This window comes from Bradyrhizobium jicamae (genome assembly GCF_018130215.1).
Taxonomy (GTDB): domain Bacteria; phylum Pseudomonadota; class Alphaproteobacteria; order Rhizobiales; family Xanthobacteraceae; genus Bradyrhizobium; species Bradyrhizobium jicamae_A.
In genome coordinates this window covers 28,012-50,995 of record NZ_JAFCKQ010000054.1, presented here as the reverse complement: position 1 = coordinate 50,995, position 22,984 = coordinate 28,012, and the positions used below count along the sequence as shown (strand labels likewise).

Genomic DNA, 22,984 nt, shown 5'->3' with positions numbered 1-22,984 from the left:
CGCCGAACCCGCCGGAGTCTGTTGATGATAAGCCTGCAACGAGCCTGGCACCGCCATTCGCCTCAGCTGTTCCTGGGCGAACTGCTTGAGAAGCGCTGGATGGAGCCGATCATTCCATTCACGCTGACAATCGCGGTCTTCCTGGCCTTCGCCGTGATGATCCCGCGTTACCTGACGGCGGGGAGCCTTCAGGAGTTGATGCGGAATTTCGCGGAGCAGGGGATGGTCGCGGTCGCGATGGCGTTTTCCGTGCTGTCAGGCGGCATCGACTTGTCGGTCGGCGCGGTGTTCGCGATGTCGAACTTCCTTGCGCTCTATCTGTATCTCATTGTTGGGCTGCCGCTTCCGGCAATGATCCTGCTTGTCGTCCTGTTCGGCGCGGCGATGGGCGCGATCAACGGTGGACTGATAGCTTACGGCAAGACCCGGCCTTTCCTGACGACTCTGGTCGTCCTCATCATCGTTCGCGCCGCCTACAACAAGGTGACGGTCGCGTTCACGGACGAACTCGCAAGCATCGACAGCGGGTCAAGTACGTGGGATTTCATGGGATCCGGCAGGGTCGTTGGCATTCCCTTCAATATGCTTGTCTTGATCCTGCTTGCCGTCGGGACGCACTTTTTCCTCACTCGCATCAAGCCCGGCGTCCACATCATGGCGGTTGGGTCGAGCCGCAAGGCGGCCCGCCACGCCGGCGTCAACGTCAAGCGCGTGCTGTTCTCGGCCTATGTGATGTCGGGGGCGATCGCGGCGCTCGCCGGTATCCTCTATGCCGCCCGGCAAAACAGCTCGGGAACTGACACGGGCGTCGGCTGGGAGATCAACGCACTGGCCGCGGTGGTTCTTGGAGGCATCAGCCTCGCCGGCGGCCGCGGCACAATCGCGCGCGCCGTCATGGGGGCGGCGATCATCTTCATGCTCACCAGCGGCATGGTGCGCCTCGGCATCTCTGGCAATCTGACAACCGCTATCATCGGGATCATCCTGCTGCTCGCGGTCGGCTTCAACGTGAAGTGGGTCAAGAACAAGGGCAAGGTGCTGCAAAAGGTCTATGTTACCCCAAGCTGGGTTGACTTCGAGCCGCCGCCGTCGGTCGAGCGCAGCAGCGGCACGCCGTTCGCGGAGAATGATCGGCTGAAGAACGCCGAAGCCATCGCGCTCAACATGATCGAGGGCCCGGAAGACATCATCCTCGACCGCAACGACAACCTCTACACCGTCAACCGCAACGGTTCGATCATTCGCTTTCTCGCGCCGGACTATACCGTCCGCGAGGAGTTCGCACGCATTGGCGGCCGTCCGCTCGGACTGGCGTTCGATCGCGATCAGAACCTCCTCGTGTGCATCGCCGGCATGGGCGTCTACGGCGTGAAGCCCGATCGTTCGGTCTTCAAGGTTACCGACCGCACCACGCGCACCCGCACACGGCTCAAGGACGATTCGCGGCTCTATCTCGCCGACGATCTCGACGTTGCGCCAGACGGCAAGATCTATTTCAGCGAGGCCTCGACCCGCTACGAGCTGACCGACTGGGCGCTCGACGGCTTTGAGGGGCGCGGCAACGGCCGGCTAATCTGCCATGATCCGAAAACCGGAACAACCAAGACGGTCCTCAAGAACCTGACGTTTCCCAACGGGATCTGCATCTCGCACGACGGTCAGTCCGTGCTGTGGGCCAGCACCTGGCTGTGCCAGATCAACCGCTTCTGGATCTCCGGCCCGAAGGCGGGCACCAGCGAAATCTTGATCGACAACCTTCCGGGCTATTGCGACAACATCAATCGCGCCTCCGACGGCAAATACTGGCTCGCCTTCGTCGGCCTGCGCACGCCGGTCTACGACCTCGCGATGCGCAATCCCGTTTTCCGCACCCGGATGGTGAAGCAGATTCCGCCGGACGAATGGCTGTGCCCGGGGATCAATTACGGCTGCGTGGTCAAATTCGACGACAATGGTGTCGTGACCGAATCGCTCTGGGATCCCGGCGGCCTTTCGCATCCAACCATCACGTCGGTCCGCGAACACAAGGGCTATCTCTATATCGGCGGTCTCGAGAACAACCGCATCGGCCGCATTCGCCTGCAGGACGCTGACCCGACCTGGGAAGCCCACAAGTCCTATTGGGGAGGGGCGTGAGCCATGTCTCTGCTTGGCGACATCATTGATCGCGTGTTGTTTCCGAACCGGGAGCTTCACGTCATCCCGGTGCTCGACGGCGCGTTCTCCCCGAACCAGCGGCTCGATCAGGGCCGCCGGCTCGGCGATGAGATCGAGCGGCCAGACGACATCGCGCTCGGGCCGGACGGGGCGCTCTACGTCTCGACAGGCAATCGCATCCTGCGTTGCACGGGCGACGATTTCAACACGCGGGCGGTGTTCGCGACGCTCGAGGGGCCGGTCGGCGGGCTCACCAGTTCGCCCGATGGCAGACTGCTCGCTTGCGTCTCCGGGGTTGGATTGGTGGCGCTTTCGCCAGTCGGCAAGATCGTCGGCAGACTCGAAAGCGCCGGCGGCGAAAGGATCGCCTGTCCGTTGTCGGTGACGGTCGCGACGGATGGCGCGATCTACTTGACCGATGGCTCGCGAAGCAATCCGCCCGAACTCTGGCTGACCGACCTGATGCAGAACCGCCCCCCGTCAGGCCGTCTCATCGGTTGCGATTCCTCACTTGGTGGTGCGCGCGTGAGCGCGGACAAGCTCGCATGGCCACTCGGCGTGATCGTGTCTGCTGACGGCAAGGAGGTGTGGGTCGCCGAGTCCTGGGCTCACCGCCTGACCGCCTTTTCGCGAGCGGGGGACCACAGGCGCGTTATCGTCAAGAACTATTCGGGCTACCCGGCGCGTCTCGCGCGAGCCGCAGACGGTGGGGTCTGGATGGCCTTCCTCGCGCTTCGCACGCAACTGACTGAATTTGTCCTGCGCGAACGGGCGTTCTGCGAAGAGATGATGCGCACCGTGCCGTCCGAGCTTTGGATCGGACCGGCGCTGGATGGTCGGCTCAATCCGCGCGAGCCGACCCAGATCGGCCGCATCAAGAAACTTGGCATTCAGAAGCCGTGGGCGCCACCGCGTTCGTATGGCCTCGTTGCACGGTTGGACGCCAGGGGCGTGGCGACGGGGACGTTGCACAGCCGCGTCGATGGTTGGGTCCATGGAATAACCACCGTTCGCCCGATCGGCTCCCGTGTGCTCGCTGTGTCCAAGGGGCGCGATTGCCTCGTCGAACTGCCGGTCGGTCGCGGCGCGGAAGAAGGATGAACTCCATGCCGGCGCAACAAGAGAAGGAACTCCCGCTGCTCCAGGTTGTCAGCGGCAGCAAGGTTTACGGCGGTCTGCACGCGATCGATGGCGTCAACTTCGATCTGCGGCCGGGCGAAATCCACGCGCTGCTGGGCGAGAACGGTGCGGGAAAGTCGACGCTTTGCAAGGCAATCGCAGGGGCAATCGTCCTGACTTCCGGGGACTACATGATCCGCGGAGGCAAGGTCTCGTTCGCGTCTCCAAAGGAGGCACTCGAAGGCGGTGTCGCGATGGTTTACCAGGAATCCAGTCTGGTACCCTCGATGACGGTTGCGCAGAACCTCGAACTCGGTATGGAGAAGTGGGTCACGGTATACAGCAAGATCAACATCGCTGCGACCCAGTCGCTGCAGTCGATGAACTTCAACGTCGATCCGCTGGTGCTGGTGGAGAACCTCGGAACGGCCAAGCGGCAGATGGTCGAGATCGTGCGTGCCGTGCGCCACAACGCCCAAGTCTTCATCTTCGATGAGCCGACCGCATCGCTCACCCCCGAAGAAACGCAGCATCTGTTCCATCTTCTCAATACCCTGAAAGAGAAAGGTGCTGGGATCATTTTCATCTCGCACGCGCTGGAAGAGGCGCTGAAAATCGCCGATCGCATCACCGTGCTCCGGGATGGCAAGCTGGTCGCCACCGTGCCGGCGAAGACCGTCACCCGGGACTCGCTGGTGCGGATGATGGTCGGTCGAGAGGAAACTGCCGCAAAGTACGCAACACACGGCGCAGATCCAGACGCGCCGAAGCCTCATGCGGCGCGCGGGGAGAAGGTGCTTTCGGTCGAGAACGTGACGATGGGAAGCATCGTCAAGAACATGTCGTTCTCGGTCTTCAACGGAGAAGTCGTAGGCATCTTCGGCCTGGTCGGAGCGGGACGTTCCGAGATCGCACAGATCGTCAGCGGTGCGCGCAAGCGCAATTTCCTGCGTGGCGGGATGATCTACCTTCGGGACAAACCAGTCCGTTACAGGGTGCCACGGCAGGCGGTGCGCGATGGAATCGCCTATATCACCGAAGATCGCAAGGTCGACGGGTTCTTTGAAACGATGACGGTGGATCAGAATATTTATCTTGGTTATCTGTCATCGCCGCGCATCAAGCGGCTCCTCTATTCTACGCGCGAAATGAAGCGGATTGCCGATCAATGGATCTCGGCTCTCTCGATCTCGGCGTTGAAGCGAAGTCTGAAGATTGTGGAGTATTCCGGCGGCAACCAGCAGAAGGTCGTTGTAGGAAAGTCTCTGGCCCAGGAGCCGACAGTGGTCATCTTTGACGAGCCGACGCGTGGTGTCGACGTCAGCGCCATTCCTCAAATCCACGAGTCAATCCGCAAGTTGGCGAGCGAGAACAAGGCGGTCGTCGTTATTTCTTCCTATCTGCCTGAGATTCTGGCTATCTCGGATCGTATCCTGGTTGCTCGCGGCGGGCGCATCGTGGAGGAAATGGCCCGTGCTGATGCGACCGAGGACAAGATCATGTACGCAGCCATTCATTGATATGGAGGACCTTTCGTGAGTGCCTATCAGCGACCTCCCCATTGGAAGGACGTGGCGCGGGATGCCCCTGAAGACGATCCAGACGCCGGTCGGCTGATGAGCGCGCGGATCGCCGGCGAGATTCGCAGCGCAGTCTTGAGCGGTGAGATGCGGCCGGGCACACGCATTCGGCAGGAACTTCTGGCTGCACATTTCGGGGCGAGCCGCATTCCCGTGCGCGAAGCGCTGAAGCAACTCGAGAACGAGGGGCTCGTTGTGATGGCGCCGAACCGTGGCGCCTGGATTGCCGACGTCAATTCGGAAGAATCGATCGAGATTTATAAGATTCGCGAAGCGGTCGAGCCGCTCGCCATCGGTGAAAGCGTTCCAAATCTGACTGACGGGGACATAGAGACGCTCGACCGTATTGTGCGCGAACTTGAGCACGTAATGACGCTTGAAGAGTATATCAAGCTCGACCGGGAGTTTCATCTGCGCACCTATTCGCGCGCGGGGATGCCGCAACTGCTGGCAATGGTCGAACGCTTCTGGAACAGCACCCAACACTTCCGGCGGCAGTTCGTGAGTGAAACTTATGCAAAGGATGGGTTTCCCTTCTCGGATCCACAGCATGTACTGATCATGGACGCGATCCGCGCGCGCGACGTTGAGGCCGCTCAGGTGTTGGTGCGGCTACACATTCGGCGGACTCGCGTTGTCATTCAAACCACGGAGAAGGGCGCGGCTCGGCCAATCGTTGCGAGCCGCGTGGCGCAACCGCAGGCCCACCTTGGTTCGGTTTATCGAGGAAAGAGAACCAATGAGTAGTGTCGGCTCGGAATCCGCGTCGGGGCCCCGCGCCTACGATGAGGCCGCAAGCCGGCTGCGAGGGCTGCTCGGAGCGCAGTCCGTCGCTGCCCTCGATCCGGGCGAACTAACGGCGCTCGATTTGTTTCGTGCCGCATCGCGCGGGGCGCCCGCACTGTACTACTTTGACATGACGCAGACTTATGCGGATATCGATCGCTTCAGCGATCGGCTGGCTGGAGTATTTGCGCAAAAAGGTGTCGGTCGCGGCGACCGGGTCGCGGTCATTCTTCAGAACGTGCCACAGTTCGTCATCGTGAGCGTGGCGGCCTGGAAGGTCGGGGCAATCGTCGTCAGCCTCAACCCCATGTACCGCACGCCAGAACTCCGGAAACTATTCAAGGACTGTGAACCAAAGGCGGTGATCTGCCACGACGATCAATGGCATAATGTTTTCGCCGCTGCCGGCTCAGTCGAGCCCGAGCTTGTGTTTTGGACCAGTGCACGTGAATTCCAGCAGCGGAACGATGTCCGCGTGCTGCCGGAACCGGGTACGGTGCCGGAGGCCAGCGCGCTTGCGAAAGTCTTCGCTGGCGATGCATCGGCGCCGCCAGCGCCCGTCATGGCCTCCGATGACACCGCCTTGCTGCTCTACACGTCCGGAACCACAGGCATGCCCAAGGGAGCGATGCTCACGCATCGAAATTTGGTGGCGACCGCGCTGACCTGTCGGGATCATTTCGAACTCAGCAGCAAGTCGCGCATCTTCGGTGTCGCGCCGCTATTTCACATCACCGGCTTCGAAATCCAGATGGTGGGGGCCTTCGCCGCGGGCGCAGCCATGGTGCTAACCTATCGCTTTCAGCCGCAGGTCGCGCTCGACGCGTTCATCGAATGGCGGCCGACATTCATCGTCGGTGCGATCACTGCATTCATCGCGCTGATGAACCAGGCCGACGCGACGAGCCGTCATTTCGAGAGCTTCGCGCATATCTATTCCGGCGGTGCGCCGATTGCTCCTTCCGTCATCGATGCCTTTGCGAGGCGCTTTGGACGTGAGATCCGAAGTTCCTACGGAATGACCGAACTGACGTCCGCAAGCCACCTTGCACCCAACGAGGGCCGGATCCCCGTCGATTCCGAATCGGGCGCACTGTCGATCGGGAGGCCGACGCCGGGCGTCGATGCGATCGTCGTTGACGATGAGCGCCGCCCGCGCGGGCCGGGCGAACATGGCGAGGTGGTTGTGCGCGGCCCGGGCGTGATGGCGGGCTACTGGCGAAAACCGACGGAAACCGATGAGGTGCTGACGAACGGCTGGCTGCACAGCGGCGACATCGGGTTCTTCGATGAGAGCGGTTGGTTTTATCTCGTGGATCGCAAGAAGGACATGATTTCCGCCTCCGGCTTCAAAGTCTGGCCGCGCGAAGTGGAGGACGTGATCTACAGCTTCCCTGGTGTCCGTGAGGTAGCCGTTGTCGGAGCCGCGGATCCTTATCGCGGCGAGACGGTGGTCGCCTTCGTCTCGGCTCAACCCGGCATTGTGATCGATGTCGTCGTGCTCTCTCGCTTCTGCCGCGAGCGACTGGCGGCCTACAAATGCCCGGCCGACATTCGCGTGCTGGATGATCTACCGAAGACGGAATCCGGAAAAATCACCCGAAATACGCTCAGAGACGGCCTACGCAGCCGGTAAGGAGATTGACGTGGATATCACCCAAAGCGAACGCAGCCAGCAACTGGCCGCCCGCATCGAACGTTTCATGACGGAGCACATCTATCCGAATGAGCGTCGATACTATCAGGAGGCCGAGCGCCTCGGTCCCTGGGCCGTGCATCCGGTTGTCGAGGAGCTGAAGCCGCTCGCGCAACAGGCTGGCTTGTGGAACCTGTTTCTGCCTGCTCACGAGGACGGGCTGACAAATCTTGAGTATGCGCCGCTATGCGAGATCATGGGACGCTCGCACCTCGCTCCTGAAGTCTTCAATTGCAGTGCACCGGACACGGGCAATATGGAGACAATCCTGCGCTACGGTACGGTGGAGCAAAAGGAGCGCTGGCTCAAGCCGCTGCTCGCGGGCGAGATCCGTTCTTCCTTTGCGATGACAGAGCCCGACGTTGCTTCGTCCGACGCAACCAATGTGGCCAGTTCGATTGTCCGTGATGGCGACCAATACGTGATTGACGGTCGTAAATGGTACACGACGGGCGCCACCGATCCGCGGTGTCAAATCATCATCTTCATGGGGCAAACCGATCCGGACAATCCGGACCGCCACAAGCGCCAATCGATGATCCTGGTGCCGAAAGATACCCCCGGAGTACATGTCGTCCGCTCGCTGCCGGTGCTCGGTTTCTATGGCGTGCCCGATCGCGCATCCGAGGTAATGTTCACCAACGTACGCGTGCCGGTGGCCAACATGCTGCTTGGCGAGGGGCGGGGATTCGACATCGCGCAGGGGCGGCTCGGACCAGGACGCATTCATCACTGCATGCGTTTGATCGGCCTATCCGAGCGGGTGCTAGAACGCATGTGTCGACGCGCCCTGAAACGGGTGGCTTTCGGCAGACCTCTCGCCGAGCAAACCGTGACGCTTGAACGCGTGGCCGAATCGCGCATGAAGATCGAGCAGGCGCGACTACTAACCCTCAAAGCGGCCTATATGATGGACACAGTGGGCAACAAGGCCGCGCGCCAGGAGATTGCGATGATCAAGGTCGTTGCGCCGAACATGGCGCAGACGATCGTTGACTGGGCGATACAGGTTTTCGGTGGAGGCGGAACCAATAACGACCATTTTCTTTCGGCGGCACTTGCTACGACTCGCTTATTGCGGTTGGCGGATGGTCCTGACGAAGTCCACCGTAACCAGATCGGCAAGCTCGAGCTACGCCGATGGCTCAATACCGATCCCACGCGGACTGGTGGGGATGCTGATCCAATGTCGCCCGGGGACTCCGAGTCTTGGTCCGAAGGCGGCTTATGGCCACGCCCCAAATCTCAGACATAGTTTCAAGGGTAGGGGCATTCGCTCGCCCTCGATTACCGCTTCGCTTGCTCGCTCGAGCATGCAAGTTGCGGCCTTGAGCAAGGCGACGAATGTTCTTGGCTACAAACTAACTCTCGTGCCGAAAGATCGGATCGTTGGCTCGTCAGTCCGCCACCCAAGCGGCCAGCGCGCTACTGCAGCCAGAGCAAAGACGCGCGCTTGAGGCGCGGGCGCGACCGTCGCCAGGAGCAGGCCACCAGGAGCCGGGCATCCTCAGTTGCGAATGATTCGCATAACATGGATCAGAATTTATTCCTAGCTCCGAAGAATCCCTCTGGACTCCACCGAGTTGGTTTTCTTGGCATTTCCGAGCTTGGCCGGGCTGCTCCTCTTAAATTGACCTGCTGGGACAAAGGAGAGGGGGCGAAGTTGCTCGGGAATTTTCCGGCGTTTCGTTTGTTTCGTCCGTTTCGTATATTTCGAATATGGTCTACATCAGAAAGCCGTACACGGGAGAAGATACGATGACGATGCCAGCCTACGCCGAAGAGCTGGGAGGTACTCGCCTGCCTTCCGCGAGCGAGAGGGCGGCAGCCAACCAGCTCCGTCAGATACTCGCGTCGTATGCGAACGGAGATACCAAACTGCGCGTGCTTGATGATGCGCAAAAGGCTGCTGAGATCACTTTGTCACCGGCCCTGTCGAGTCTCTTAATGGAATTGCTGCGGCATATCGGTCGCGGCGATGCGGTGACGCTTGTGCCTGTGCATGAGATGTTGACTACCCAGCAAGCTGCCGACATCCTGAATGTCTCGCGTCCGTTTCTGGTCTCGCTGCTCGAGAAGAACGAAATTCCGCACGTGACAGTGGGGCGTCATCGCAGGATTAGGGCAGAGGACCTATTCGCCTATAAGCGCACGCGTGATGAGAAGCGGGGCAAAGCGCTTGCGAATCTCGCCGAGCAGGACGCGGAGCACCTGTAAGCTTGTTTGCAAACCGCTTCACCGCATTCGTCGATGCGTGCTCGCTTGCAAGCGCGCTCAAAAGGAACCTGCTTCTCTCATTGGCGGAGGCGGAATTTTTTCGTATCCGCTGGTCGAGCCGCGTCCTGGACGAGACCGAAATTGCTATCGGGAAATCTTGAGCGGCAAAGGCTTTGACGATGCCAAAGCGCGCGCAGAGCGGGCGCGCGCCAGCATGGAAGCTGCCTTCGAAGACGCCATGGTTGCAGATTTTGATAACTTCTTGCCGGTTGCGGCGGGTCTGCCCGATCCCAACGATCACCACGTTGTTGCAGCGGCCGCCAAGACGCGAGCCGCAATGATCGTAACGGAAAACCTCAAGGACTTTCCGGCGGCAGTTCTTTCCGGCCTGGCGAAATCGGCCGACGCTTTCGTTGCGGATACTATCGCACTCGATGAAGCTCGGGCCGTTGCAGCCGTTCGGCGTATGCGCGAACGCTTCAAGAAACCGGAAATGACGCCGGCGGAACTCTTGCTCGTAATGGAAGCTGCGGGATTGATTGAGACGGTTGACATGCTAAGACCACACGTCAAATCCCTCTAGCTCGGTCACTAACCAGACGGGCTTTTGGCGACACGATCTTGATGCGAACTCGATTTCGGATATTCCATAATGTAAGTTATGCGAAACGCAAATGTAAGCGCAATATAGGGATGACACCCCTCCGCAAAGTTGAGATGGCACTCCTCGTGTCATGAGTGGCGCGGCGTTGGGCCAGGTCTTCGCATGCTTCACGAATTTCCCGAAGCGACCGGCGTCATCGGATTGCTGCCCGCGGAGCGCAACAGCTGAGAAACTCATCGTTCAAAACGAAGGATTCTAGAAATTGAATCGGTCTGCCCTGATCGATTCATAAGATCAATTGGACGCGGATTCGATCATGCGGGACGCTGCCGTCATGATTGCGCAGCCTTATCGTCTGTACGTTGAACGCAAAGATGCCTCGAAAAACATGGCCCGTTTCTACGTCATGTCGATCGAGCCAAACTTGTTCGGTGACATCTGCTTGACCCGTCGCTGGGGTCGCATAGGAACCCGTGGACGGGAAATGACGCACAGCTTCGCGACCGAAGGGGAAGCGGTTGCACTATTCTTGGATTTACTTTGCCGGAAACGCAGGCGAGGCTACCGGCCAACGGAGCGTCGAACATCCAATCGCTCCCCTTAGCGTGGTCGATGACTCGATCCAAATCCGCCGGCATGCTCGATGCGCCGCGAGTTGGCGTTGGATTTTGGAAGCCCCGCCCTAGTCGGGCGGGGCTTGGGGGAACGTCCTAGTCGCCGTTCTTACGCGGCCGCGACCACAGGAGCGTGTAGCCTTCGCTGCCTCGTCGTCGAACAGGTTGGCGTAGATCGGCGCGTTGAAAGAGGGATCGTCGAGCTTGAGCGAGAGGTAGTCGCGCCCCTCTTCGGAGCGCTTCGACCAGGCTGCCCCGATCTCTGCCCGGCCCACATAGATCCGGTGGCTCGGGGCGTTGTCGTTGGACCGGTTCGTCTCGGAGACGATGCGGACGCCCCTGGCCTGCAGGCTCAGGGTGACGATCTCGCCCTGGAAATCGTTGCCGACTTTCTTGAAAGAACCGATGTTAGCCATGTCACTTCTCCTGTTGTGTTTCGAGCCCGCGACCACCGCGGCCTCGATGGCGATCTGGAGGCAGAAGACGATCGGCGACGCACCCGCTTTCCAAGAGCCGGAGCGCAGCGGAGGACGTCGTTGTGGCGACTTTCTTGTCTCGCGAGGAATGGGCGAAGCCCAGGGGAAGAAAGCGCATCAACGGCGTTGCGGCTCAGACGATCGAGGCGAAGCCGCTCTTCGGCCAGATCAAGCCATCAACGAGGCAACGTGCGTCTGCGAGCTGAACTACATCTCGGGAGAAGACGTGGCGTATTTCGGTTGTCCTGGACAAGAGGTCTGAACGATTTGTCGTAGAAAGAGAAACAATCCGCTGCAAAAAGGGCAGGATCGTCTCCGAGGGAATGAAAGGAGCGACACGCCGCATGACCGTAGCAATGTGGGTCGGATCGGCCGCGGCTTGGTCGAGGGACTTTGAGAAGAACTGCCCTTCCCCACTCAGTTCTCGAGCAGACCCGCCCAACGCCGCCAACTACGCGAACCTGTTCGACGACGAAGACGGTGAACGGTCGCCTCGCGCGTAGCGCGCGTAAGAATTGGCCGGGACGGATTCTGCACCATCCCACCCGGTTCGAGCGGGCGGTCTCCGCAAGGTCGGTCAATCGCATCCACGCCGTGCCGCCAACGCAAACGCGCCCAGGGTGGTGATTTCGTCATAAAGGCTTGTCCGGTCCTCACCGGTGCGCCCCCGAGGATGGTGTCTGGACATCGCGGGTCTCCGCGACGGGCGCCGCGAGCCTCTCTCGCTGCCTGTAACCCGTCACGGCAAAAACCGATTGACACTCTTGCTCTGAGCCTCTTTCGCGAGGAAACCGCCCGAAGCAGTACCCTGGTGAGCCAACGACCTAAACCATTCATCCTGCTTGGATATTTTGAGCCCGATGACCCGCTGCAATTGGATCGATCGAGAAATCCGGTTTGACCAATCTTCCGGTCTGTGGCTGTTCTCCATGAGTTGGAGGCGCAGACCTGCTTCTTCGAATTCCCAGCGCACGAGGGCAAGGGGCGCACAAGCGACACGCAAAAGTGCCGAGAGCCACTTGTTCTCTCGGGTCATAAGCCTGCGCGGTTGGGCCGTGGCATCGCACCTCTGAGCATGGAAATTGCATAGAATCTGGGCGAAGCGGACACCTCATGAACCTCATCAGCCTAGACATACGGATGCTCCGGTCGCTGATCTCGGTCGTCGAGACCGGCAGCATCACCGAGACCGCGCGCCGGTTGGGCCGCACCCAACCTGCAATCACCCTGCAATTGCAGCGGCTGGAGGAATTGACCGGCAAGGAGCTGTTCGTGCACAGCGGGCGCAGGCTGACGCTGACCGAGGACGGCACCACGGTGCTGACCTACGCCAAGTCCATCCTGCGGTTGCATGACGAGCTGATTTCGCAACTTGCGTCACAAGAGATCGAGGGGCAGGTCGTGCTCGGTACGCCCGATCTCTATGCGGCCTTCATGCTGCCCTCGATCCTCAGCGTGTTCCGCAAATCCTTTCCCCGCATTCAGGTCGAGCTCAATTGTGCGCTATCGACGCCGCTCGTCGGTCTCGTCAAGCGCGGCGACGTCGACATTGCGCTCGTCACGCGCATGAATGACTTCACCGGCGGCCAGGTGGTACGGCGTGAGCAGCTCGTCTGGATGACTGGTGACCAGTCGGTCGCGCATCAGGAAAGGCCGATTCCGCTGGCGCTTTTGCCCCAAGGCAATATCTATCGCGACTATGCCATCGATGCGCTGGAGCGTGCCAGTCTGCGCTGGCGCATCGCCTGCGTCAGCGAAAGTGTCGGCGGATTGCAGGCTGCCGCCTTCGCCGGAATGGCGGTCACCGTGCTTGGCCGCAGCGCGCTGGTGGCCGCGATGCGGGAGATCGGCCCTAATGAAGGGTTGCCGCCGCTGCCCAAGGTCGAGCTACTGCTCTACAAGTCGAGTGGCGCCACGTCGAAAGCAGCCACCGCGCTGCATGACTACCTCGCGCATTATTTGCGGCTGGACGAAGAGCTCAGCGGACGCGGCATTCCGATCGAAATTTCCTGAGCTCTCTTTGACCCATTTGCTCGTGGGCGTTTGAACTAACGCAGTGCCAAGGGCGGCCAGAGTTTCGACCAGGGCTGTGCCTCCTCGAAGGCGGCTGCGATCCGGAAAATTATCGGCTCGCCCAGCCAGGGTGCCACGATCTGCAAACCGATAGGCATGCCGTCGCGGTCGAACCCGCACGGTAGTGTGGCTGCGGGAAGCCCTGCGAGATTGATCGGCCAGGTAAACGGCGACCAACCGAGATGCGGGTCGACAGCGGCGCAATCGATCCGGTCGACCCCGAGCCGGCCGGCCTCGAACGCGGTCACCGCGACGGTCGGCGTCACTAGCGCGTCGACCCGCTCGAACAGTTTGAGGAACGCGGTGCGCGCCTGGCCACGGCGATAGCCGGCTTCGATATAGTCGATCCCGCTATAGCGGCGGCCGGCGTTGATGACGTCGCGATAGTCGACTTCCGAGCCGGCAAGCTCCGCGGCAGTCCTGCCGGCGACCGCGGCGGCCTGCTCGGTAAACGCGATCGGCTTCAGCGTGTGCTCGAGGATCCCGGGATCGAGCGCCGGCCCATCCATGCTGATCCGCGCACCGCAGGACTCCAGGATGGACAACGCCTTGTTGAATGCGGCGCGCACGTCGGAACTGACCGCGGCATAGCCAAGGTCGGTGCTGGCGCCGATGCGGATTCCGTCGAGCGGGACGGCCTTGGTGTCGAACCGGCGTGGTGACACTGGCAGGCTGGCCGGATCCCGCGGATCGTGGCCTGCAATGATTTCGAGCGTGAGGGCAGCGTCGGCGACGGTGCGCGTGATCGGGCCGGTATGCGCAAGCGAGGCCCAGGATGGCGGCGCGAACCCGGGGGAACGCGGCACTAGACCAAACGTCGGCTTAAGACCGAATACGCCGCAGAAAGATGACGGCACACGAATTGAGCCGACCCCATCGGTGCCTATTGCGATTGGCCCGCAACCTGCTGCAACCGCCGCCGCCGCGCCACCGCTGGACCCACCGCTGGTCCGCCCGAGATTCCACGGATTGCGCGTGGTGCCGGTGACCGGGCTGTCGGCGGTCAGCTTGTAGCCGGACTCGCAGGTGGTCGTCTTGCAGGTAATGATGGCGCCTGACGCCTTCAACGCTGACACCACCGCTGCGTCGACATCGGGCACGAAAGCCTTGTTCAGTGGCGAGCCAGCGTAAGCCGGCACGCCCGCGACGAACACCAGGTCCTTGATACTGACGGGAACGCCGGCCAGGGCGCCCTTGGCTTCGCCTGCGCGCATTTCCCGCGTGAGGCGATCGGCATCCGCCCTCGCCTGCTCGTACATCGGCGTCACAACGGCATTGCAGGCGGCGTCTACCGATTGCAACGCCGCGATCGTGTCGTCGACGACATCGCGTGGCGTGAATGCCTTGCGCCTGTAGCCGGAGAGGATCTCGGCAGCAGACAGCGAACCAAGACCAGTCGGCGCCGGAAAGGCGGCCGTTCGGGCAGTACCATCACTCATCTTCGATCCTGAAGGCTTATCCCAGCGCTGCGCCGACGGCTCGCTTCGCCATCACCGTCACAAGATGCGCGCGGTAGTCGGCTTCAGCATGGATGTCGGATGTAAGTCCATCGGCGTCGATCTTGATCGCCGCGATGGCAGAGGCATCGAAATTGTTTGACAGCGCCGCCTCCATCGGTGGAACCCTGAAGACGCCGGCCCCCGCACCGGTGACCGCAACGCGGACGCCCGCGGGAAGCTGCGCGACAAACACGCCGACCAATGCGTAGCGCGAGGCCGGCGCCTTGAACTTGGCATAGCCTGCCTTGAGCGGCACAGGGAAGCGAATCCCGGTGATGATCTCGCCCGCTTCGAGGGCGGTCTCGAATAGGCCAAGGAAGAACGCGTCGGCCGCGATCTCGCGCGCATTGGTGACGATGGTTGCTCCAAGCCCGAGGGTACCGGCGGGATAGTCGGCCGCCGGGTCGTTGTTGGCGACCGATCCGCCGATCGTGCCGCGGTTGCGCACAGCCGGATCGCCGATCATTGAGGCCAATGCCGCAAGCGCGGGTATCTTGCCTCGCACGAGCTCCGAAGCTGCCACCTGTGCATGTGGCGTCATGGCCCCGATGGTGATGGTGGCGCCATCGTCGCTGATCCCTCGCAGGTCGGCGAGACTGGAGAGATCGATCAATGCTTCCGGCTGGGCAAGCCGCTGCTTCAGTGTCGGGATCAGGGTCATTCCCCCGGCGACCAGTTTGCTTTCCGCCACGGAGGACAAGAGCTTCGCGGCCTCCGGGATGCCACCGGGCTGGTGATATGCAAATGATTTCATTGTCGTCCTCCCTATTCCGCGGCGACCGGCAGCGACGCGTTCTGGAGCAGCCGCCAGATCCGGTTCGGCGTCGCCGGCATGTCGACATGGGTGACGCCGAGATGCGACAGCGCATCGACGACGGCGTTGATCACGGCGGCCGGTGATCCGATGGTACCGACCTCGCCGCAGCCCTTCACGCCCATCGGCGTATGCGTGCAGAGGGTTGAATGCGTTGCGACTGTCATCATCGGCAAATGGTCGGCGCGCGGCATGCAATAGTCCATCAGCGAACCCGACAGAAGCTGGCCCGAGCCTTCGTCGTAGACGGCGTTCTCATAGAGAGCCTGGCCGACGCCCTGCACGATGCCACCGTGCAATTGTCCTTCGACGATCATCGGATTGATCACGGTGCCGACGTCATCCACGGCCGTGTAGTTAACCAGCGTCACGGTACCGGTCTCGGGATCGACCTCGACCTCAGCGATGTGGCAACCGCCGGGATAGGTAAAATTGACGGGATCGTAGTACGCCTGTTCCTCGAGCCCTGGCTCCAGCACTTCGAGCGGATAGTCGTGCGGCACATACGCAGCACCCGCGATCTCCTCGAACGTTTTTGTGCGGTCCGTGCCCGCGACCGAGAATTTTCCAGCCTCGAACTGAATATCCATTTCGGAGGCCTCGAGCAGATGGGCCGCGATTTTCTTGCCCTTCACGATCACCTTGTCCGTCGCCTTGGACAAGGCCGCGCCCCCCACCACGAGCGAACGCGAGCCGTAAGTACCCATTCCGAACTGCACGCGATCAGTGTCGCCAAATACGATGTCAATGTTCTCGAAGGCCACGCCGAGCTTGTCCGAAACGATCTGCGCGAACGTCGTCTCGTGACCCTGTCCGTGATTATGGGTGCCGATCATGACCGTCACCTGCCCCGTCGGATGGACGCGTACCGTCGCGCTCTCGTAGAGCCCACCTCGCGCACCCAGCCGTCCGGCGAAGCGCGACGGCGCAAGGCCGCAAGCCTCGACATAGGTGGAGTAACCGAGTCCACGAAATTTGCCCTTACGCGCCGACGCCGCCTTACGGACACCAAAATTCTTCACGTCCGCGGCCACCAGCGCGCCGTCGAGACAACCGATCGGATCGCCGGAATCGTACTGCACCAGCACCGGCGTCTGATAAGGATAGGCCTCCTTCGGGATCATGTTGCGGCGGCGCAGTTCGACCCGATCGATCCCCATCTCGGTCGCAGCGACATCGACGATGCGCTCGAGCACAAACGTCGCCTCGGGCCGGCCCGCGCCGCGATAGGCGTCGACCGGAACCGTGTTGGTGAAGACCACCTTCACGTTGCAGTAGATCGCAGGCGTCGTGTAGACCCCGCCGAGCAGCGGACCATAGAGATTGGTCGGGATGTTCGGCCCGAAGGTCGACAGGTATCCGCCCATATTGGCCAGCGTCTTGACGCGAAAGGCCAGGAACTTGCCGTGCTCGTCGAGCGCAAGCTCGGCCTCGGTGACGTGATCGCGACCATGGCGGTCGGACACGTAACCCTCGGAGCGGCTCGCAACCCATTTCACTGGCCGCATCACCCGCCGGGCGGCCCAGGTGATGACGGCCTCTTCGCCATAGTGGAACTGCTTGACGCCGAAGCCGCCGCCGACGTCGGGCGCGACCACGCGCAGCTTGTGCTGCGGTATATTCAGGACCAGCGCCCCCATAAGGAAGCGGACCACATGGGGAAACTGGCTGGTGCTCCACAGCGTGTGGCGATCGGTGCCGGGTTCATATTCGGCGATCGCCGCGCGCGGCTCCATCGGATTGCCAATCAGGCGGTTGTTGACGAGGCTGAGCCGGGCAACGTGCGCAGCCTTGCGGAACGCGGTTTCGACGGCCGCCTTGTCGCCAAGCTCCCAGTCACAACAGATGTTGTTTGGGACGTCATCGAAAAGCTGCGGTGCGCCTGGCCGGACCGCTTCGAGCACACCGACGACCGAAGGCAGCACCTCATAGTCAACGTTCAGCAGTTCCGCTGCGGAATTGGCCTGCTCCGCCGTCTCGGCGACAACGAATGCCACCATGTCCCCAACAAACCGCGCCTTGCCTTGGGCAAGCATTGGAAATGGCGGCTCCTTCATCGGCACGCCCTGGGCGTCGCTGATGCCCCACCCGCAAGGCAGGGAGCCAAGCCCATCGGCCGCGACATCCTCGCCGCTCAGCACCGCGATCACGCCGGGCGCGGCAAGGGCTGCGGTCTTGTCAATGCCGCGGATCACCGCGTGGCCGTGCGGCGAGCGCACGAACACACCCGCCGTCATGCCCGGACGCTTGATGTCGGAGACATAGTTGCCGCGGCCGGTCAGGAAACGTTGATCTTCCTTCCGCTTCGGTGCCGCACCAATCCCGATTACGTTGCCCATGGTCATTCTCCCTTGGCGGCATGCATGGCGTCTGCTCCCGCCATCACGGACAACACGATGTTCTGATAGCCTGTGCAGCGGCAGATGTTGCCTTCGAGCCCGTGGCGAACCTCGGCTTCCGTGAGGCCCGGCTTGTCCCTGGCCAGCGCGACGGCTGTCATCACCATGCCCGGCGTGCAGAAACCGCATTGCAAACCGTGATTCTCGCGGAACGCTTCCTGCATCGGATGCAGCCGGTTCGAGCCGGGCGCACCCTGAAGGCCCTCGATGGTCACGAGCGTCGCGCCATCTAGAGCCGGCGCCAACAATGTGCAGCTCTTCACCGGCAGGCCGTCGAGGTGGACGACGCAGGCGCCACACTGGCTGGTGTCGCAGCCGATATGCGTACCGGTCAGATTGAGCCGTTCGCGCAGTAGCTCGGCGACGAGCGTTGCCGGATCGACATCCATGGTGGTTGGCCGGCCATTGAGGGTGAAGGATATTTGCACGATCAAAGCTCCCTGTGCGCTACGGGTCTGTTCAGGCTAGTGGACGGGCGCGATCGGTTGCCCAGGTCGCAAGCACGGCATCGCCCACGATGAACGGATCGGCGAAGAAGATTTTCTCCGGCACGTAGGCGACGAAGTCGTCATCCGGCGTCGCGTCGAGCATCACCTTGACGAAGTATCCTTGATACTCGATCGCAAGCACCCGGCCCGGCAGCGGGCTCTTGCAGCCGGCGGGCAACGCCTGCCCCGGTCGGACCAGGATGACGTCGTCCCGCCGCACCGCGATATCGATCTGGTCACCGATGCTGACGGTCGGGCGCGGTGGCAACGGCACCTCGATGCCATCGGTCACCCCTTGGGCCAGCACAAAGCTCGCGCCATTGACTTTCTCGACGCGCCCGGTGAGCACGTTCTGGCCACCCATGAACTCGGCGACGTAGCGATCATGCGGATGGGCGTAGACCTCGCGGGCCGGCCCCGCCTGCTTGATCTTGCCCAGCTCCATGACAACGACGAGATCGGCCAGGGCAATCGCTTCGAGCTGTGTATGCGTGACATGAATGAACGTGATGCCGAGTTCCTGCTGCATCCGCCGAAGCTCCTGGCGCATCTGCACCCGAAGCTGCTCGTCGAGAGCCGAAAGCGGCTCGTCAAGCAGGAGCACCCGCGGCTCGGTGATCGCGGCTCGCGCCAGTGCCACGCGCTGCTGCTGGCCGCCGGACAGCTGTGCTGGCAGGCGATCGGCGAACTGCGTCAGCCGGACCTTCTCAATCATCGCATCTGCGGCGCGCAGGCGATCCGTCTTCGACATGCCGCGAACGCGGAGCGCAAAGGCGATGTTCTCGCGCACGGTGAGATGCGGAAACAGCGCATAGGACTGGAACATCATCGCGGTGCGCCGCTGCACCGGCGCCAGTCCCACGACGTTCTGGCCACCGATCACGATCTCGCCAGCCGTCGGGTCCTCATGACCGGCAATCATGCGCAAGATTGTCGTCTTGCCGCAGCCGGACGGACCGATGAAGCAGCAATAGGCACCGTCCGCAATCCGGAGATTGACGCCGTCGACCACATTGGTGACCCCGTCAAAACTCTTGCAGACACCTGCGAGTTCGATATCGCCGCGCTCGATTGTCATTCCCGTAGCACCTTTAGCCCTTCGTCCCGCCGCCGCGCTTCTTCTGCAACACCACGATGGTCCCGAGGCTCGCGCCGATGACGATGAAGGATATGATGGTCGTGACCGTGCCGAGCGCGTAGAGCGACGGTGATGTCACGTTCAGCGTCATGCTCCATATCTCCAGCGGCAACGTGTTGAGCGAGCCCGCGGTCTGGAGGCTCCGGGCGAACTCGTCGTAGGAGAGCGTGAACCCGAACAGGGCCACCGCAACAATGCCAGGCGCCAGTACGGGTACGATCACCAGCCAGATGGTCTGCCAGCGACTCGCGCCAAGATCATACGCTGCCTCGTCCCAGGCCCGGTTGTAGCGCGACATCACCGCAAACATCACCAGTACGCCGAACGGCAACGTCCAGGACAGCTGGGCGCCCAGCGCGGAGGTGTGCCAGCTGGCATTGAGGCCGAGGGTCTGGAACAAGAGGCCGGTGCCGAGACCTAGCACGAGGCCCGGAGCCACCAGGCTTCCGATCATCATGTAAAACACGATGGCATCGCCCCTGAAGCGCCGCCGGAAGCCGAGCCCGGCGAGGAACGAGATCACCACGGTGATGATCGTGACGAGGATGGCCAGCTTGATCGAACGATCGAATGCGCCCTTGACGTCGCCGGTGCGGACCTGCGTGAACAGATCGACAAACCAATGCAGCGAATGGCCTTTCATCGGAAACACGAGACCGCCGCGAATGTCCTGGAAGGACAGGATGTAGATGCAGATCATCGGTCCGTAGAGCGCGAGCACGTAGAGCGTGAACACGGTCGCGAGCGCGTAGAACGTCCAGGGTCGTCCACCCTTGCTCGGCGCAATCGCCTTTCTCGTCGCCGGGGCGACCGTCTCGGGCATGCCGGCGGAGATCACGCTCATCGCGTGATCTCCTGGCGGATATCCACCGTGCGAAGGATCAGTGCGACAATCGCAACCAGGACCAGCGTGAGCAGCATCGCACTCGCCGCCGCAGTCGGATATTGCAGGACACCGACGTCCTCGTAGAACGCACTGACGACCGAGGCCGAGCCGCCGCCGGACATCACCTTGACTACGAAGAAATCGCCCATGACGATCGACACCACGAAGATGGTGCCGAGTGCGATGCCACTTTTGGACATTGGCACCACGATCAGGCGCATGATGTCGAAGCGGCTGGCGCCGGCGTCGATTGCCGCCTCGATGAGCTTCTTGTCGATGCGCGCCATGGAATTGAAGATCGGCACGATCATGAAGATGGTCAGCTGATGGACGTAGGCGATGACGACGGCCAGATCGGAGAACAGCAGCACTTCGAGCGGTTGATGGATAATCCCGGTGGCCAGCAGTGCCTGGTTGATCAGTCCTTCCTTGCCCAATAACGGTATCCAGGAAATCATCCGGATGATGTTCGACGTCCAGAAGGGCACGGTGCAGAGCAGGAACAGGCCGATCGCCAGCAACTGGTTGCGAACGTGGAACACCAGAAAGTAGGCCACGAAGAAGCCGATGATCAGGGTGAAAACCCAGGTCAAGACCGTGAACTTGATGGTCGCCAGATAAAGTTTCAGCGTCAGCGACGAGTGCAGCACCTCAATGTAGTTCGCCAGCGTGAAGCCGGGTGTCAGGCCGCCAAACCCGTCGGTCGCAAAGAAGCTCGCCGCGAGAACGACCAGGATGGGTGCCACGAAGAACGGCACCAGCACCAGGACCAGCGGCGACACGTAGAGCCAGCCTGCGAGATTTGCGCTTGACGGCGTCGAACTTGGCTGCATATCGGCAACGGCCTCAAGATCGGGATCTGAATGCCGGCGCGCGCCGCGCCGGCATTCGCATGGGTCAAGGAAAGCAGGATTTACGCCACCTTGAAGTCGTTCCAACGCTTGTTCATGTAGGCGGCTTCATCCATCAGCGTGTTCCAGCAGGAAATATTCTTGACCCGATCGAGGAACGATCCACCGTCCCGCTTGGTACCGGCCTTCTCCATCGGCACACCGTAGGGATCGTTGACCACTTCCGGTGCCGGTTGCCCGTCGTACCAAAAGGCCCATTCTGCCGGGGTCAGGAATTTCCTCGCCGTGGACGGCACCGGGCTGTAGTAGCCATAACGAGCAACGAAACCGCCCTGCCAGCCCGAGAGGTACCAGTTGAGATATTCGTAGGCCGCCTCGAGCTTCTTGCCGGACAGGTGTTTCATCAACCCCATGCCGTTGCACCAGCCGCGATAGCCTTCCTTACCGCTCTTGATGTTGACCGGCGCATAGACGCAGGGGATCTCCTTGACACGCACGGCGGCCACCGCCGGCGACCACATCGACTGAATGATCACCTCGCCCGCTGCCATCAGCTGCACCGACTGATCGAAGGTGGTCCAGGTCGCCCGGAACTGGCCGTCCTTCTTCAACTCGATCAGCTTGTTGCAGGTAAAGTCGATCTCCTCCTTCGTCATGTTGCCCTTGTTGCCGTACTTGATCAGTCCCGCGCTTTCGAAGCACAGGGCAGCGTCCATGATGCCGATCGCCGGCACATCGAGAATCGCGGCCTTGCCCTTGAACTTTGGATCGATCAGGTCCTTCCATTCGGTCACTTCATGGCCGACGAGATCCGGTCGGTAGCCGATGGAATCGGCATTGTAGACCTGCGGCAGGAAGGTCGCCCATTCGGTGACGCCTTCGTTCAGATCGGTCGCGTCCGGCTTCGAGATGTACATCGCTTCGTAGGGCGAAATGCCCTGCCGTGGGATCTTGTGACCATCGATCTCGCCCTTGGTGAAGATCGGCAGGATGTTGTCGAACTCCTTGATTTTCTTGACCTCGATCCCCTGGATCACCCCGCGCTTGGCAGCGAGTTTCGCCTGCCAGCCCTCGAGATCGGCGATGTCGACTGTATTAGGCTGGCTTATGAACCGGTTTATTGCGGCAGACGTGTCGAGGTTCTGCATTGTCACTTTGAAGCCGAGATCCTTGGCCGCCTGGTCGCCGATCGCCTTCACGACCGAATAGGACACACCGACATGACGAAGCTCGATGTCCTTGATCTCCTGCGCCCAGATGGTCGGAAATCCACGGATTGCGTCCGCGCCTGCGGCCCCGCCCGCGATCGCCGCCGCACCCTTCAACAGCGTGCGTCGGCTCAGCTTTTTCGCCGATCCGCTGGTCGTGTCCGACTGGCCGGAACCGGACTTCACCTTGTACCTGTCAAGCATGGCAACCCTCGTTGGTTACGATGAAACGCACACCGATCGGCATCGATCGACTGCTGATGTGCTTGGTTGATGGGGAGGCTATTGACGGGAATTCCCGAAGTAAAATTGGAAGTAAAAATCCGCGACATAAGCCAGGTTAATGATCTGACCGCGTGCACGTCGCTTCGGCAGGTCG

19 protein-coding genes and 1 pseudogene are annotated in these 22,984 nt (G+C 61.4%); 11 read left to right on the top strand and 9 right to left on the bottom strand.

What is annotated here, in order from left to right:
* Window positions 1-24: 24 nt before the first annotated feature.
* The 9 genes from JQ586_RS34690 to JQ586_RS34650 all read left to right on the top strand — a co-directional run bounded on the left by JQ586_RS34690 (window position 25) and on the right by JQ586_RS34650 (window position 10,763).
* A complete protein-coding gene (locus JQ586_RS34690) occupies window positions 25-2,136 on the top strand; it encodes an ABC transporter permease subunit (RefSeq protein WP_212399128.1) in 2,112 nt (703 codons plus the stop codon).
* Between the two features lie 3 nt (window positions 2,137-2,139).
* Window positions 2,140-3,258 (top strand): SMP-30/gluconolactonase/LRE family protein, encoded by a 1,119-nt coding sequence (locus tag JQ586_RS34685; protein WP_212399127.1) that lies wholly within the window; start codon window positions 2,140-2,142, stop codon window positions 3,256-3,258.
* On the top strand, window positions 3,255-4,796 hold the full coding sequence (locus tag JQ586_RS34680) for a sugar ABC transporter ATP-binding protein (protein WP_212399126.1): 1,542 nt from the start codon (window positions 3,255-3,257) through the stop codon (window positions 4,794-4,796). Before JQ586_RS34685 ends, JQ586_RS34680 begins: the two co-directional genes overlap by 4 nt.
* Window positions 4,797-4,811: 15 nt before the next feature.
* Window positions 4,812-5,603, top strand: coding sequence for a GntR family transcriptional regulator (locus tag JQ586_RS34675; RefSeq protein ID WP_312017058.1), 792 nt, complete (start codon window positions 4,812-4,814; stop codon window positions 5,601-5,603).
* A complete protein-coding gene (locus JQ586_RS34670) occupies window positions 5,596-7,278 on the top strand; it encodes an AMP-binding protein (RefSeq protein WP_212399125.1) in 1,683 nt (560 codons plus the stop codon). Before JQ586_RS34675 ends, JQ586_RS34670 begins: the two co-directional genes overlap by 8 nt.
* Window positions 7,279-7,345: 67 nt before the next feature.
* On the top strand, window positions 7,346-8,593 hold the full coding sequence (locus JQ586_RS34665; protein ID WP_249148547.1) for an acyl-CoA dehydrogenase family protein: 1,248 nt from the start codon (window positions 7,346-7,348) through the stop codon (window positions 8,591-8,593).
* A gap of 503 nt (window positions 8,594-9,096) precedes the next feature.
* Window positions 9,097-9,555 (top strand): helix-turn-helix domain-containing protein, encoded by a 459-nt coding sequence (locus tag JQ586_RS34660; RefSeq protein WP_212399123.1) that lies wholly within the window; start codon window positions 9,097-9,099, stop codon window positions 9,553-9,555.
* 157 nt (window positions 9,556-9,712) lie between these two features.
* Window positions 9,713-10,138 (top strand): PIN domain-containing protein, encoded by a 426-nt coding sequence (locus JQ586_RS34655; protein ID WP_249148538.1) that lies wholly within the window; start codon window positions 9,713-9,715, stop codon window positions 10,136-10,138.
* 355 nt (window positions 10,139-10,493) lie between these two features.
* On the top strand, window positions 10,494-10,763 hold the full coding sequence (locus JQ586_RS34650; RefSeq protein ID WP_212399141.1) for a WGR domain-containing protein: 270 nt from the start codon (window positions 10,494-10,496) through the stop codon (window positions 10,761-10,763).
* A gap of 106 nt (window positions 10,764-10,869) precedes the next feature.
* On the opposite strand, the pseudogene JQ586_RS34645 reads toward JQ586_RS34650, so the two are convergent.
* Window positions 10,870-11,189, bottom strand: a pseudogene (locus tag JQ586_RS34645) (DUF736 domain-containing protein).
* On the opposite strand from JQ586_RS34645, the gene JQ586_RS34640 reads away from it, so the two are divergent.
* Entirely contained in the window at window positions 11,188-11,511 is a 324-nt protein-coding gene (locus tag JQ586_RS34640; protein ID WP_212399122.1) for a hypothetical protein, read from the top strand. The pseudogene JQ586_RS34645 and the gene JQ586_RS34640 sit on opposite strands and share 2 nt — an antisense overlap.
* Before the next feature lie 851 nt (window positions 11,512-12,362).
* Window positions 12,363-13,262: a LysR substrate-binding domain-containing protein gene (locus tag JQ586_RS34635; protein ID WP_212399121.1), complete on the top strand. Its 900-nt coding sequence runs from the start codon at window positions 12,363-12,365 to the stop codon at window positions 13,260-13,262.
* A gap of 35 nt (window positions 13,263-13,297) precedes the next feature.
* Here JQ586_RS34635 and JQ586_RS34630 read toward each other — a convergent pair whose 3' ends face one another.
* From JQ586_RS34630 to JQ586_RS34595, 8 genes are all read right to left on the bottom strand, one after another.
* The gene (locus tag JQ586_RS34630; protein ID WP_212399120.1) at window positions 13,298-14,761 is read right to left on the bottom strand and encodes an amidase; all 1,464 of its coding nucleotides are present in this window, start codon (window positions 14,759-14,761) and stop codon (window positions 13,298-13,300) included.
* Window positions 14,762-14,777: 16 nt separating this feature from the next.
* Window positions 14,778-15,575: a xanthine dehydrogenase family protein subunit M gene (locus JQ586_RS34625; protein ID WP_212399119.1), complete on the bottom strand. Its 798-nt coding sequence runs from the start codon at window positions 15,573-15,575 to the stop codon at window positions 14,778-14,780.
* Window positions 15,576-15,586: 11 nt separating this feature from the next.
* Window positions 15,587-17,974, bottom strand: a complete 2,388-nt coding sequence (locus tag JQ586_RS34620) for a xanthine dehydrogenase family protein molybdopterin-binding subunit (RefSeq protein WP_212399118.1) — start codon at window positions 17,972-17,974, stop codon at window positions 15,587-15,589.
* 2 nt (window positions 17,975-17,976) lie between these two features.
* Window positions 17,977-18,462, bottom strand: coding sequence for a (2Fe-2S)-binding protein (locus JQ586_RS34615; protein WP_212399117.1), 486 nt, complete (start codon window positions 18,460-18,462; stop codon window positions 17,977-17,979).
* A gap of 31 nt (window positions 18,463-18,493) precedes the next feature.
* Entirely contained in the window at window positions 18,494-19,600 is a 1,107-nt protein-coding gene (locus JQ586_RS34610; RefSeq protein WP_212399116.1) for an ABC transporter ATP-binding protein, read from the bottom strand.
* A gap of 13 nt (window positions 19,601-19,613) precedes the next feature.
* Window positions 19,614-20,504, bottom strand: coding sequence for an ABC transporter permease (locus JQ586_RS34605; protein ID WP_212399115.1), 891 nt, complete (start codon window positions 20,502-20,504; stop codon window positions 19,614-19,616).
* Window positions 20,501-21,379: an ABC transporter permease gene (locus tag JQ586_RS34600; protein ID WP_212399114.1), complete on the bottom strand. Its 879-nt coding sequence runs from the start codon at window positions 21,377-21,379 to the stop codon at window positions 20,501-20,503. Before JQ586_RS34600 ends, JQ586_RS34605 begins: the two co-directional genes overlap by 4 nt.
* A gap of 80 nt (window positions 21,380-21,459) precedes the next feature.
* Complete coding sequence (locus JQ586_RS34595; RefSeq protein ID WP_212399113.1) at window positions 21,460-22,809, bottom strand: PotD/PotF family extracellular solute-binding protein; 1,350 nt, start codon at window positions 22,807-22,809, stop codon at window positions 21,460-21,462.
* Between the last annotated feature and the right edge of the window lie 175 nt (window positions 22,810-22,984).

Coding starts and splice junctions, on each gene's coding strand:
- JQ586_RS34670 (WP_212399125.1), top strand. CDS start 5,596: ATGAGTAGTGTCGGCTCGGAATCCGCGTCGGGGCCCCGCGCCTACGAT.
- JQ586_RS34680 (WP_212399126.1), top strand. CDS start 3,255: ATGAACTCCATGCCGGCGCAACAAGAGAAGGAACTCCCGCTGCTCCAG.
- JQ586_RS34630 (WP_212399120.1), bottom strand. CDS start 14,761: ATGAGTGATGGTACTGCCCGAACGGCCGCCTTTCCGGCGCCGACTGGT.
- JQ586_RS34595 (WP_212399113.1), bottom strand. CDS start 22,809: ATGCTTGACAGGTACAAGGTGAAGTCCGGTTCCGGCCAGTCGGACACG.
- JQ586_RS34640 (WP_212399122.1), top strand. CDS start 11,188: ATGTCACTTCTCCTGTTGTGTTTCGAGCCCGCGACCACCGCGGCCTCG.
- JQ586_RS34635 (WP_212399121.1), top strand. CDS start 12,363: ATGAACCTCATCAGCCTAGACATACGGATGCTCCGGTCGCTGATCTCG.
- JQ586_RS34600 (WP_212399114.1), bottom strand. CDS start 21,379: ATGCAGCCAAGTTCGACGCCGTCAAGCGCAAATCTCGCAGGCTGGCTC.
- JQ586_RS34660 (WP_212399123.1), top strand. CDS start 9,097: ATGACGATGCCAGCCTACGCCGAAGAGCTGGGAGGTACTCGCCTGCCT.
- JQ586_RS34620 (WP_212399118.1), bottom strand. CDS start 17,974: ATGGGCAACGTAATCGGGATTGGTGCGGCACCGAAGCGGAAGGAAGAT.
- JQ586_RS34625 (WP_212399119.1), bottom strand. CDS start 15,575: ATGAAATCATTTGCATATCACCAGCCCGGTGGCATCCCGGAGGCCGCG.
- JQ586_RS34650 (WP_212399141.1), top strand. CDS start 10,494: ATGATTGCGCAGCCTTATCGTCTGTACGTTGAACGCAAAGATGCCTCG.
- JQ586_RS34610 (WP_212399116.1), bottom strand. CDS start 19,600: ATGACAATCGAGCGCGGCGATATCGAACTCGCAGGTGTCTGCAAGAGT.
- JQ586_RS34665 (WP_249148547.1), top strand. CDS start 7,346: ATGACGGAGCACATCTATCCGAATGAGCGTCGATACTATCAGGAGGCC.
- JQ586_RS34690 (WP_212399128.1), top strand. CDS start 25: ATGATAAGCCTGCAACGAGCCTGGCACCGCCATTCGCCTCAGCTGTTC.
- JQ586_RS34605 (WP_212399115.1), bottom strand. CDS start 20,504: ATGAGCGTGATCTCCGCCGGCATGCCCGAGACGGTCGCCCCGGCGACG.
- JQ586_RS34685 (WP_212399127.1), top strand. CDS start 2,140: ATGTCTCTGCTTGGCGACATCATTGATCGCGTGTTGTTTCCGAACCGG.